The sequence below is a fragment of the Aquimarina sp. U1-2 genome, from assembly GCF_017897595.1.
In the GTDB taxonomy this organism is placed as follows: domain Bacteria; phylum Bacteroidota; class Bacteroidia; order Flavobacteriales; family Flavobacteriaceae; genus Aquimarina.
Genome location: NZ_JAGKIK010000010.1, coordinates 119,717 through 134,324 on the forward strand (window position 1 = coordinate 119,717; position 14,608 = coordinate 134,324).

Here is a 14,608-nt window from a genome sequence, read left to right on the forward strand (position 1 = left end):
AGGGATTTTACTTGTGTAGCATACTTTATTTCTAACAAGAATTTTGAAGTATATGAGCAAGTTAAAATATCAAACCCCAATAAGTTCATTTATATATTGGGGTTTGATTCTTGTTATTTAAACCCGTAATTGATTTTATAACGCATAATCCTGGTTAAACATCTATTCTTTTAATAATCGGGTAGTGCTGGTGCCTTCTTTTGAAGTATACACTTTAACAAAATACATTCCTGCTGGAAGTTTGTTTATATTCACCTCTACAGTAGATTTCGTTTTATGTATAGATTGTGAAACAACTTCATATCCATTAAAACCGTATACTTTTACCAAATATGCGGTTTCTGGTAAATTTCTTAAGAATACGACATCTCTTGCCGGATTTGGATGCATAGAAACTTGCACCTTTGTGGTTTCTTTAGTAGACAAAGCATTTACTTGTCTGCTATTATTTGTGGTCACGGTAAGTTCAGGTTTTTTATTTCCTTCTTTAGACCAGAAACTCACATCGTTTCCAGAAGCATGTTCTACAATTAAACATACTTTGCCTCCGGTAGATATGCCATCGTTAAGATTCCAGTTGTATGTTTTATTTGTACTGTACGAAGTGTTTTTAGCGGCCAATAACTGTCCTTTACTTGGTTTATTACTGTTAGAAATGTTATTTTCTGTCCAGTTTGTACCGTTACCAAGATATACCTTTATTTGACCGTTTCCTGGATCAGAACTTACAGTAAGCTTCAGTTCTGCGCTACTTACTGCCCCGCTAAGCGTACCTAGGTCAAACAGTAAATAACTTGTTCTATTCTCAGATTCTACTCTTAAATCTACGGTATTATATCCAGTACTACCTTGCAAATAGGCATCATGAATAGGTGCCAGATTTGCAATTATCGGCTGGTTACCTTGAACGATAAGCCTAAATGAGGTATCACCCGTATTACCATCATTATCGGTAGCAACAGCTTTTATGGTATACGTACCTGCAGAAAGACCATTGATTTCTTCAGGATCAGGAGACCCTTCGTGACCCCAATTATACGGAGCGAAATTTTCTTGTCTAACCATACGATTATCAATATAAAGCTTAACATTACTAATGGTACCGTTGGCGTCGGTAGCCATAGCTTCAACCTCTAAATCATATCCTTCTTGAACTGTAATATCTTCTGAAATTCCTTTAAAAGAAACTTGAGGAGCAGTCGTCGTACCTTCTCTTTCTACTTTTAAGGTAAACGTATCTTCTGAAGTTGCGCCATCATCATCTGTTGCTACTGCTTTAAATATATGTTCACCAACCGAAAGACCTAGTAATTCTGCGGTATTATCTTCAATACCCCAATTATACGGAGCTATGTTTTCTTGGCGAATAAGATTGCCATCAACGTACAATCTAACATTACTTATAGTGCCATCACTATCTGATGCATTTACCGTTATGGCAAGATCGGTGTATTCTTCTTGCACTGTAATATTTCCAGATGGAGTGGTGAATGCGACACTCGGAGCTTCATTTTCACCTGTATCAGCACCTTCTTTGGTGATTAGAATTACCCAATCTTTGTTGCTATTGTTGGGTGCATTACCAATCGATCTGTTACCACCACCATTAATGCTTCGTACCGATCCGTTTTGCAGGCTTCCTCCATTACGTGGATCGTACCATTTTACAGTAAATTTTCCGCTGTGTCCATTTAAATTCAAGTTTGAGCTACCTCCGTTTTTGAGATAAACTACATAGGCTTCACCCGCTTTTGCATAGCAATAATCGTTGCCGCTAGAAGATAGCGAGTTGTCATTTCTCATTTGTGTAAGAGGAAGATTAGCAAGTTCAAAGAACTGAATGGCATAACGCGTATAATCCCACCATTTATCGCGACTTCTAAAATCCTGTAGGGATAAGTCTGAATGTGCATTTTCGTAACCAAAATACCATTCGTTACCCCATCCTCCTGCAAGTAAAGTAGCCCAGATGGCATTCTTTCTTCCATCGGTATGAGAATTTGCTGCATTATTATCGGGACGAATCGCATGAGTCGCATCTCCTGGTTCATCACAAGCAACTGCCCATTTTCTCCCTGCTCCTCTAGATTTATCAATAGCTTCTTTTACTTTACCAAAAACATTTCTGAAATCAGATTTGTTGGTTTGTAATGAAAACCCAGATAGTTTCGATTTGTTACCGATTAATTGATCGGGGAAATCATTAGGATAGGTATGAATAACAATATGATGGCGATACGGATCATTTTCATGAAAATACGCTGCCATAGCACGTTGTTGCGAAGCAGTTTGATTTTCTTTTTGTGGTCCTGCACCGTTTTCTTCACCAAGATTCCAGTTTAAGGCTAGATTATGGCCAAACCTTGCAATCAATTCGCGGTAGTATAGTTTACGTTGTGTACCCGTGTTTCCGTTATCAAGAAGTGTCTCGTTTTCGGTCTCCTGAGTCTTAAAATGTGCAAAAATTCCATTTTTTTGCATATGTTCAATTACAATAGCCCATTGGTCGAGTTTCGACACATCCATTCGAGTACGTTCATTACTACCTATATATGGGTATACATTTTTATCATCACCGTTAATGTTCATAGTAAGAAAAGACATAGAATTTAACCCTTCACTAGCGATGTAATTTACAGCCCCAATCAGTCCTTTTCCCTTGCCATTTTTCCAGGTAGGGTCACCATTTTTCCAATCTCTTTTATGTGGCTGATAACTTTTTCGTCGATTGCCTGAATTAGAGGTGTTATCAAAGTCATCGTAGGCAAACAAATTCTCTGGAGAATCTGGTCCTTGTTTGATCATGTATTTACCTGTTTCAGCAAAGCGTAAGTAATGCTCGCCTACATATTGCAAGCGTCCTTTTGCTCTAAAATCTCTGCCAGATTTATTGGAAGCTGTAATCGTAAACGATCCGCTATCTCCATTCATAAACCCTGCAGAACTACCAGCGTTGTTACTATCGCTAACTGCAACATTGGTACCTTTTCTAAAAGAAACTGTATAATTCCATTTCCCTATCTTATCGGGTGCAAAATGAGCACGCCATTTATTACCTCCTTTGGCCGAGGTTTGAGCCGCATTTCCATCTGCAGCAAAATATCCGGGTACTACATACGACGGGGAACCACTCTGATGTGTAAAAGTTACATTTAAACGGTAATTCAAAAAGGGATTATCATTGGCAGTTTCTGAAGAATTTGGGCCGTCGAAAGTAAGTGTTACTTTGTGCCATTTTTTTAATTCTCCGCTTACAACAGCATCGTCACTATTTCCGCCGCCACCGTCGTCTGTACAATCGGTTAACTGCATTGCTGGTCCCTCTCCAGAAGGTTTGTTGTACGCTTTTGACAAAACAAATTTATCAAACTCGAAGCCATCTTCTCGCATAGAGAACATTACCCTATGAATACCTGCAGAAGGGATATCGAGATAGATTTTCTGCTCTTCTCCGCAATGATTGGCATTGGTTCTCTGCTTACTTTCCCAGGTCCATTGGTTTTTACCTTTGCACCATTGCATTTTTCTTCCAGAATTAGGCCAGTTTCCGTTAAGACCTACGTGAACGCCATTGTCTTCACTACCTGTAGAATGGGCTCTTACCCAAACATAATATCTTCCGGGATTCTTAAATTTAATTTTATACTCAAGAACACCTAATTCTCCAGGAGTTTCAGAAAAGTTTTCACCCTTTATCAGTTTATCATCATGCGTAACTCGGGTATCTGGTAAAATCTCTATGTATTTTCTTTTACTAGAAGAACCAGCGTGAGAACCGTCGGGATCGGGAGTAGGTGTACTTGTATTACCATCTTGAACATACCATTTTCGTTTTGATGTCTGGGATTGCGTTACAAAACTTTCGGCTTCGACAGCTACAACTCCGTTTTCTTCAACCGCTGCGCAGTTATCGTTTTGAGCGTGCGCCCTAATTGTATTCAACAAGCCAAAACACGCGAGGCATATGAGCAGCTTTGCTGAATTTTTAATTTTGTGTGTTTTCATTTTTTGTTTAGTTAAGTTATACTTGTGTTTTGAAATGTAAACATGATATTTTCAACACATTACATTTCTTTTGCTTGGTCTAATCCTCTAAGGATAGTGACCTTGGATTTTGAGATTGATTTTGGGTTTACGTCATAGGTTTTATTGTTAAAGGGTTAGATTTACATTTTGTGTGTTATATGGGTTGGTAATTATAGATTCTGATTTTTAATTTCCTTTTGAAGCTCATAAAGCCTGTAGAATTTGAATTGATTCTAATCAACTGGTAGTGAATATCTTCACCGTTGTTTATGATCAGGCTTTCATCCAAAATACCAATTATTCTTTCATAAATTTTGATGTCATAGATTCGCCATGATCTAATTGAATCTCTGCTAAATACAGTCCGCCAGGTAATTGATTTACTTGAATATCCACAGATGTTTTTGTAGAAATAGGTTTTGAAAGAACTAGATTCCCATTAAGTGCGAATACCTTTACTTGATGCGCTGATGCAGGAAGATCTACTATGGAAAGCACATTATGCACCGGGTTCTGTTTTAAACGAAGTTTTTGGGTATTGTGTATAGTAACCACTTTTTTATGTTTACTCACCATACAAGCTGGCTGTACAGCAGAGTTGCTAAAACAAATCAATGTTCGACCATCTTTTGATTTTAGAATCAATTGGTTGTTTTGCAGGGTAACCCAATAACTATTGTCCAAACCAGAAAAACCAGTATTTTTAAGTGTGATTTCTGGTTGCGCATTTTTTAATTGATAATCAGCAGTTTTTGAAAAATCTATATACCAGCCTGGCGATCCATTATTGGTTTGAAAAGCAAATTTGGAAAGTTCGTCATATTGAGGATTCCATTTAAGCGAAAGATTTACAAAATTATATAACAACTGCGAGTCTTCTAAACCTATGATATGAGCGTAGTTAAAATAAACGTTATCTATAGGTTCTAGACCATGAGAATCTGGTAAATATAAAGCACAGCCATCATAATTAGTAACTGTTAATAGGATAGAGGCTTCACTAACGTTATTTTTATGATTGATTGCTCTGGCTTTAAGGGTGTACACTCCAGGAGTAAGACCATTAAGTTCTTGCGAATTAGATGTACCATGCCCCCACGTATAAGGTGCTCTTCTTTCTTTTCTAATAAAATTATCGTTTAAAAATAACTGAACTTCTTTGATATACCCCCTAGGATCATTAGCGTTAACTTCTACCGCGAGATGATATCCTTCTTGAACCGTTATATGTTCTGATGGTGTTTTGAATGAAACTTCAAAAGGTTGTTCGTTACCTTCATCGGGATTGCTATTTCCAATCCTTGTTCTAGACACTACAACATCATCAAAATAGGCATATTGATCTTTGGTAGGTTTAAATGCATCACTACTGCCCCCAAAAAATGTGGACCAATATATTGTGTTAAGTTGTATATCACCTTCTTCTCTTTGGCGGTAATCTTCATTATTGGTGATGTTTATTGCCAATTCCCCGTTAAGCCAACCGCGCATAATCCCGTTTCTTTTACCGGGCGAATTAAGTTTGTGATACACTTCGATATGATTCCAGGCTCCTTTTTTTAATTTTACCTGATCGGGTTGCGGCCCGTATTGTTCATCATACGGATCTGTCAAACTCCAGTTTACAGAAGCCGTCCAATCCTCCCAAGATGGCCGTGTTTCGAAATGATTATAAAACTCTAAAAGTCCATCTTCTCTCCACATCAAACGCAAAGACATATTTCTATTATTGGTTTGATAGCCCAATCCTGGTAATTTGGCACCGGCACGAAATTCAAAATCTCTTGGGATATAAACACGATAACTAAAATACAATTCATCAAAAGATGCATAATTATCCCAAAATACTTTTGTATGCATACCACTATCATTGGTTTTTACTTTTCCTTTGGGGTATTTTACTTTAAGCACATTTCCTTGTCCTTGAAAAGTTTCGATAGAAACTCTACCTTCATCGGCACCTTTACAAAAATTCGCACCTAAAGCTGCTTTCATTTCTTCCTCATTGTACTGCCCTGAAGATAGGTGATCAAAATTATTTTCGTATATAGCATCTTGACTCCAAACAGTTACTGTTGCTAATAACAGTACTATAGGGATAAGATTTTTTTGAGTGAAAAATGTCATAATTAGGGTTTTAAAGTTAGTAGAGAGACCATTTGAAAAGCATACGAACCACGTTCATCTTTAAGAAAAGTTTTCATTTTGATTCTTATTTTTGAGCAGTAACTTACATTACAAATTCATTCGCTTTCTTTTACAACCACGGCTTTTCGTGCGGTCTCTTTTTTAAAGTTTCATAACTTTCATTACTTTTTTATAAGCCTCGCTGTTTCTTGATATTTATATCCATTAATACTAATGACATATAAACCGGCTTCTAATGCAGAAATATCAAATAGCGTACTCGTGCCTGTTACTGATTTGCGTAGTATAGTTTTACCCTGAAGATTCTTAATTTCTACTACGGTATTGGTTTGATAAATATTCGAAATCATTAATTCATCTCCTTCAATAGGATTAGGATATATCTTTGGTTTAACCGGGTCGGCATCAAAAACAAAGGTAGATCGATTACCATCACACGACGGAGGGATGCTAGAATTGCTAAAATAAATAGCGAATCGATTGGTTTTCGAGACCATTACAAAACTAGTGTTGTCTTTTGCTACCCAATAATCACCATCAAGACCAGGGAATCCTGAACCCGAAATTAAAACTTCTGGTTGGCTAGTATTGAAAGTATAGTTCATAGAGGATCTCAGATCTACGTAATAGTCAGGAACACCATTGTTGGTATTCATAGCAAACTGGTACAATCCATTCTGATTTGCATTCCAGTTGATTCTAAATCTTCTCAAGTTTGAAACATCTGGTCCGTTTTCTCCCAATACGTGAATATTAGTATATGAAACTTTATCAAAAGAAGGTAAAGCACTTTGCGTTGGAGTACCAAAGGTGCAACTATCTGGATTTGGATTATTAGGATCACCAACTTTGGTTAAAGTAAACCAATTTATGTTCCATCGGGGTCCTGAAGCAAGTAATCTTATCATCTGTGCACCTTTAGTAAGACGTATTTCGTTTGTAATAGTTATCCAGTTTTGCCATCCCTGCGTATTTGGGATAGAAGTTTTTCCAATAGATCTATCATCCACTCTTACATCTATTTCACCACTACTGTATCTACTAGCTACTCTGTAAGCTATTTCGTATGTTGAGGTTTCAGGGATATCAACCTTGTATTCTATATAATCTCCGAGATCGATCCAACCCACATTTAAACCTCCACCAAGATCCGATGTTTGCTCGGTTCTCACACCTTTCATATCACAATAGGTCTCGGCTTCGATTTTTGATGTGATGGGACTAGCGCCACCAGCGCACCCCCCGGCTGTTTCTTCTGTTACGGTAATGTTTATTGCTGAAGAGTAAGTATCTGTCCCATCATCATCAATAGCTCTGGCTTTTAGCCTATAGTTTCCTTTTGCCGTGTTTTTTAATGTATACTGAAAGGGTCGCTCTGTAGCTTCACCTATTTTTATATCGTCACTGAAGAACTCTACCTTAACCACATCACCATCGTTGTCTGAAGCACTAGCTGTAAGAACAATATCGGTACCTTCTGTGAAGCTAGCATTAGTAGAAGGAGAGGTTATCGCTACTTGTGGAGCTTGATTACCACCTCCCTCACAGGATACAATATTCCAGCTTGGGCACGATAGGGTGATATGATCAAGTGACCCATCACTTATCGGGAAATCTGGGGTACTAGGATTACGCGTATTATTCCAAACATGAATCTCAGAAGGGTTACCTTGTTTTTTTCTGGCAGTTTGAATTTCTGAACCTCTATCTTGTAGATTAAAAGTATTATCAAAAATTGCATTTCGATATCCGGTGTTGTAATCTGTGCCTCGATCTAAAAAATCTATACCTGCAGCGATAATATCAGATCCATCAAGATTGAAGGTATTGTTATATACAAATCCGTAAGCTCCTTTGAGGTCGATAAAAGCATCAGAGCTGTTTCGACCCGAAATACCTTTTGCAGAGAAGGTACAATTTTTAATGATCGTATTTTTAGTGCCTTCTTTTACGTCTACACCTTCTGCTCTCACATTAGGGCCAACGATACATCCTTCGATAGTATTATTATTGCAGTCTCTGTTGTATTGGTCATGTTGACCTCTGTCTGATCCAACGTATAGGCCTTCACCAAATCTAGGTTGTCTTAAACCTGTGTTATAAACTTTACAGTTTTTAACCAGATTATTACTGGATCCATCTCTTAAATGAATTCCTTCATCTCCAACAGTATGAACAGTAACATTTTCTATGGTACAGTGGTTTGCTCTATCCAGCATTAAACCTTTTGAACCTTCTTTTAATTCTAAATCCTTAATCACCCAATGATCACCCAGGATTCTCATAATATAACCATCTAATCTACCGCTTGGGCCTTGTAACACAGGAGGTTTTGATGGATTTTTGCCTCGTAGTATAATAGGTTTTTGAGCGGTTCCGTTGGCACTAGAATAAAATCTAGATGCTTTGCCGTCATTATCAGGTAAATCTGTTTTTTCTAGCGCAACGTAAGTGCCTGAAGCTACAATAATCTCATCGCCTGGTTTTGCTCGTCGCATTGCATTAACAATACAGTCTACGGTATTGCAATTAATAGTTCCGGTAGGTGGGTTTGGATTACCACTATCGTTAGACCAGTTTTTAATAATATCTTTAATAAAGGCTCCAGTATCGGTAAGTTGATTGGCAACCAATCCCGAAACTCCGGCACCTTTTTTTACTACAGATGCACCTTCAGGTTTATCGCTAACCGACCAATTTGCATGGCTAATTGCATATTCTTTGAAAAAATTCATCCATTTCATAGTTTCAGAAACATTAGAAGACCCATTGCCATCGGCATTTACTGATCCCCATTCGGTTGCAAATAGAGCAATACCGTTGTTCATAGCTCTTTTTGCTTTTTCTCGAAGCCTCTCGCTATGTGTTCCTGCATAAAAATGTAGCGTATAGGCGGTATTGGTATCATTTATAGGATCGTTAGAAGCAATATCTACATCCTGAGACCATGTGGGAGAACCTACAATAATCAAATTATCAGGATCTTTGGATCGTATACCGGCAATTACCGCATTTGCATATGATTTGACTACCGACCATGATTGTCGTATGGGTTCATTATATATTTCATAAATGACGTTATCCTTATCACCATATTTAGCAGCCATTTCTGTAAAAAAAGCAACCGCTTCATCCTGATATTTTTCTGCTTCGTGAGTATGCCAGTCGATAATAACATAGATTCCATTAGCAATTGCTGCATCTATAACTTTTTGTATTTTTCGTTTTTGAGTTGTAGGACTATCAATATATCCCGTACCGCCGTCCCAGCTTTCTTTAACACCCATAGCTACTCGTATGATCGAACTTTGCCAATCCTTTGCCAGATGCGATATGGTTTCTTTATCGTAAAAGTCTGATGTATCCCCAGCGTTGCTCCAAAACAAACTATTGCCGGCTAGACTTGTTGGGATATTATTCTTGTTAACAATCTTATTTCCCTTAACTCTCAATCTACCGTGTTTTTGAACTATAGATTGCGAAGATGCTGCAAATCCAGATAAAAGGAGGATAAAAAATAATTGTCGAGTGTAGTGTTTCAAATTACTAAAACAGTGTACTTTCTTTTTCATAGGGTTTTGAGTTTGTGGTTTTATATCTATTTCTTTATTTGATGAGCAGGATGTAAATACGTCAATAGCATAGCTAAGCCAACTAATATGCAAAGGGTTCATACATTATTTAGGTACTTCGTTTAATACCTACAGCTATTGATTTATTATTTCGAGTACATCAATCAATATTCGATTTTAAAAATCATCGTAAAGCATAAAGAACATTATATTCGATGTGCTTTATTCTACATGAAATAAGTAATGCGATCGCCTTATAGATCATTAAAAAGAGGAAACAGGATCTTTTAGGCGTGCGACAAAGTTAATTTGCGCTATAAATGAATATTTACAGACTTTGGGGTTCTCATAGTTCTCATAAATTGTGTTTTACGTTAATTAATAAATTCTCCCAACTGTTCTGTTTTACTATCAATGTTTGAAATTTAATTATCTAAGGGGTAATTGTAATTAAATATTCGTGACAAGATTAGGCAATTATGTTATTCTAAAAGTCCGATTTAGGGTGTAATTTTGTTCAAAGTATTGATTTACAGTAAGTAACACGTTAATTTTTTGTGAATTATGTTTATTGCAAATAGATTTTTTTTAAACAAACCTGAATGAAGTTATTGAGTGTCTATTTAACAATAATTATATAAATTAACGTTATATTTAAAACCAATCAACTTTAATTACACCCCACTAATGAAAAAAGCAATTACTTTTTTTATAAGTATGCTGCATTTTTTTGCTTTTTCGCAAGAGACTAATTTTAACAATTTTATTCATTTTTCTGTACCCGAAGGACTGTCTCAAAGTACCGTAATCAGTTTGGCTCAAGATCAATTAGGTCAAATGTGGATTGGGACTCGGGATGGTCTCAATAAATACGATGGTGAAGAAATAACCTTTTATAAAAATAATCCAAACGATACCACCTCATTAAGTAATAACGATATTTTATGTATTAAAGAAGATAGTGAAGGCTTGATATGGGTAGGTACGCACAATGGACTTAGTAGGTTCAACCCAAAAACAGAACTATTTAAGAGGATTCTGCATTCTTCAGATAAAAATGCAGATTCACATTGCTCGATCCGGTCTATAGTAGAAATTAGTGAAGGAGTGCTTTGGATTGCATCTTCCAATGGGTTATACATCTATAATAAAAAGAATGAAAAGCTTGTTTGGTATCAGAGAAATGATTCAAATAGTACTAGTATTCGAAGTAATTTGATTCTCGATATTTTTCAAGACAGCAATCAAAATATCTGGATAGGTACCTCTGCTGGATTACACAAAGTGGTGAATGATGATATCAATGCACTTACTTTTAAAAGATATGATGCCAATGATATTGATTCACCTAGATTATCTGTACAAACAATCAATGAAGATGATAAAGGTAATCTATTAATTGGTACCAAATCCAACGGTTTATATACTTTTAATCCAAAAACAAAAGCATTTAAAAAGCCCGATCTACATAGAGGAGATGCTGTAAAAAGTACTGATATACGCAAATTGGTTTATGATCAGAACTTAAATCTCTGGATCGGTACTTTTGACGGACTGTACGTAAAAAAAAGTAACGATTCTATAATCCATATCGTTCATCAGCCAGGAAATCCTAAAAGTTTAAGCAAAAATAGTATCAAGGATATTTTTGTAGATCGAAACGGATCGGTTTGGATTGGCACCTATTACGGAGGCGTTAATCTATGGGATATTCATAATAATTATTTTTATAAACTGTATAGAACTAAAGGAGATCAGGCTTATCATTTGGGAGTAGTAAGCACTATAGTTGAAGACTGCCAAGGTAAACTATACTTAGGAACCGAAGGTAACGGTATTACGGTACTACATAAAGATGGCAAAACCGATGATGAACTCACAAATATACTAAGTAGAGAACTTTCTAATGCGAATATCAAATCCATGTTTTTGGACACTAATAATTTATGGATAGGAACACTCAAAAACGGAATTAAATGTTTCAATATAAATACAAGGAAATTTGAAACTTCTATCTACTCTCAACTTAGGCTGTTATTAAAAAATAACGGAGTTTATAGTATCAAAAAGATGGGAGATTATCTGATTTTTGGAACTTTTGGTAACGGAATTGTAGTTTTTCATCAAAAGAAAAAAGAACTAAATTTAATTCAGTACGATCGCAAAAACCATACTTCGTTAAGCAACGATAGAGTAAGGTGTATGATTTCTGATCATCACGATAATTTATGGATTGGTACAGATAAAGGTCTCAATAAAATTTCTTTAAAAAGATTAGAATTAGGGAGTATAAGACTTGAACGATATCTGTTTAATGATGAAAAATCATATGGACATAATATTTTGTGTATTTACCAAGGTCACAACGGGCAAATGTACGTAGGCACCCGAGAGCGAGGAATATTAAAACTTGAAAATGGAACATTTAACCAACTCGATTTTAAATTATTAAATACAAGAATTACAACCGTATATAGCATCGTAGAAGATGATTATAATACACTCTGGATAAGTTGTAACCTGGGATTAGTGAAACATGAACTAAAAACCAAAAAAACGACTGTTTATAATCAATCTGAAGGTTTTCTGGGCAATGAGTTCATAAATAATTCGTATTTGTATGGAAGCAATAAAAACCTGTATTTCGGAGGCGTCAAAGGAGTGTCATTTTTTAATCCCAGAGAGCTTAGAAAAAGCAGCTATACTTCGCGTGTGGTGCTAACCGACATTAAAATTACAGGAAAGGAACCAGATCGAAGTATTTCATTCAAAAATAAAATTAAGTTGGCGCATGATGAAGCTTCCTTTTTACTCAGTTTTGCCGTTCCTAATTATATCAATACCTCCGAAAATCGTTACGGATATCGATTATTAGGATTAAACGACGAATGGAAATTTACCAATAATCATGAAGTTGGTTACACAATTCAAAAGCCAGGAAAATATACTTTTCAGGTTAAAGATGCTAATAATCAAGAAGCTTGGGGAGATAAACCTACGGTATTAGAAATCGAAGTTAAAGCAGCATTATGGAAAACTCCGTGGGCTTATGCTCTGTATTTTTTAATTATAGCTTTCAGTCTCTATCAAATATATAGAAATATGCGATCTAAAATAGAATTAAGGCATAAATTACAATCAGAACGCTTAGAAAACAGTAGACAAGAAGAAATTAACAAATCCAAACTCGAATTCTTTACAAACATTTCTCACGATTTTAGAACGCCTCTAACCCTTATTCTAGCACCAATTCAACAACTCATCGAAAATTATAGTGGTACAAAAGAAACCTATAAAAAATTACTTACCATAGAACGAAATGCCGATCAATTATTAAAACTTACTAATCAGGTATTAGACTTTAGAGCATACGAGAATAAACATTCAAAATTACGAGCTAGAGAAGGAGATATAGTAGTGTTCTTAGAGGGAATATACAGATCATTTCAAGAATATGCATCTATTGGTAATTATACATATTCCTATGAACATGAGGCGAAAAACATACAGCTCTTTTATGATCAAAACAAATTAGAAAAAGTATTCTTTAATGTAATTTCAAATGCTTTTAAATATACACCAAAGGGAGGTGAAGTGAAAGTAAAATTGTATCGAGATCATAATCAAGTGGTTATAGAAATTTCTGATAATGGTCGCGGAATTAGTAAAGCCTTTATCAACAACATATTCGATCGATATTATGGTGTGGCAAATGATACGGCTTATCAAAAACAATTTAATCAAGGCAGCGGAATCGGACTACACATTGCTAAAAAAGCTATAGAATTACATAAGGGTACCATCGAAGTAGAAAGTGAAGAATCGGTCGGGACTTTATTCCGAATTTCGTTAAAAACAGGTCATGAACACCTAGAACCTGGAGAACTGCTTAAGGGAACTGCAATCACTATAGAAAATCGTAACGGCAATCAACAAAACTATCTGCTCGAAACATTTAGTGCCTCAGAAATCAATAAAATGATTGTAAATAGGGGTCGCGATGCATACAAAATTCTGGTAGTTGAAGATAATGAAGAATTTAGAAGTTATGTAGTAAGCATTTTAAAAGATTACTATGTTGTGGATCAAGCGGTAAATGGTGAAGAAGGCTTTAAAAAAGCATTACGTATTCTACCCGATTTGATCATAAGTGACGTAATCATGCCTAAAATGGAAGGGACAGCACTTTGTTCTAAAATCAAAAATGATACACGTACTAGCCATATACCTGTAATATTACTTACCACACGCTCATCGGTTTCGCATAAGTTTGAAGGATTAGAATCGGGAGCTGATGCTTATATAGATAAGCCTTTTAAAATCAAAGAATTACTACTCACTATTAAAAATCTACTCAACGTTACAGAGCGATTTAAGCATAAATTTAACGGCATAGATCTTCAGGATAAAAATAACACTATCGACTCGGTAGATGAAAATCTACAACGAAAAGCAATAAAGATTGTTGAGAATAATATTGATAATTCATCATTTAGTATTCCTACATTTAGCTCAGAGTTAGGCCTTAGCCGCACCATGTTATTTGTAAAAATTAAAGAATGGACCAATCTTACCCCTAAAGAATTCATTAATTCAATTCGAATGAAAAAAGCTTCAGAACTTTTAGAATTAGGAGAACTCAGTATTTCTGAAGTAGGGTATAAAGTTGGCTTCAAAGATCCCAAATACTTTTCCAAGTCTTTCAAAAAACATTTTCAAAAAACACCTTCTGAGTATGCTGAAAAATTCTATTCTTAAGAGGTTACCACACGAGTCGTTTTTGTGGATACCTACGTAGAAGCCTGATTACTTAGTAAAAACGTTGGAGTAGATGAGGTTAACAAATTTCAGGTCTTTCCATA

At 35.7% G+C, this 14,608-nt stretch carries 4 protein-coding genes; 1 reads left to right on the forward strand and 3 read right to left on the reverse strand.

The window, feature by feature from the left end:
• Positions 1–162 precede the first annotated feature (162 nt).
• The 3 genes from J8281_RS13590 to J8281_RS13600 form a co-directional block, all read right to left on the reverse strand.
• Positions 163–4,005, reverse strand: coding sequence for a DUF5060 domain-containing protein (locus tag J8281_RS13590; protein WP_210198183.1), 3,843 nt, complete (start codon positions 4,003–4,005; stop codon positions 163–165).
• A gap of 318 nt (positions 4,006–4,323) precedes the next feature.
• Entirely contained in the window at positions 4,324–6,153 is a 1,830-nt protein-coding gene (locus J8281_RS13595; RefSeq protein ID WP_210198184.1) for a polysaccharide lyase, read from the reverse strand.
• A gap of 182 nt (positions 6,154–6,335) precedes the next feature.
• Positions 6,336–9,746, reverse strand: coding sequence for a cellulase family glycosylhydrolase (locus J8281_RS13600; protein ID WP_210198185.1), 3,411 nt, complete (start codon positions 9,744–9,746; stop codon positions 6,336–6,338).
• A gap of 687 nt (positions 9,747–10,433) precedes the next feature.
• Between J8281_RS13600 and J8281_RS13605 the strand changes: the two genes are divergently transcribed.
• Positions 10,434–14,504: a two-component regulator propeller domain-containing protein gene (locus tag J8281_RS13605; protein ID WP_210198186.1), complete on the forward strand. Its 4,071-nt coding sequence runs from the start codon at positions 10,434–10,436 to the stop codon at positions 14,502–14,504.
• Positions 14,505–14,608 lie beyond the last annotated feature (104 nt).

Bases quoted from the DNA above. Each gene is read 5' to 3' on its own strand.
- J8281_RS13590 (WP_210198183.1), bottom strand. From the start codon at position 4,005: ATGAAAACACACAAAATTAAAAATTCAGCAAAGCTGCTCATATGCCTC.
- J8281_RS13595 (WP_210198184.1), bottom strand. From the start codon at position 6,153: ATGACATTTTTCACTCAAAAAAATCTTATCCCTATAGTACTGTTATTA.
- J8281_RS13600 (WP_210198185.1), bottom strand. From the start codon at position 9,746: ATGAAAAAGAAAGTACACTGTTTTAGTAATTTGAAACACTACACTCGA.
- J8281_RS13605 (WP_210198186.1), top strand. From the start codon at position 10,434: ATGAAAAAAGCAATTACTTTTTTTATAAGTATGCTGCATTTTTTTGCT.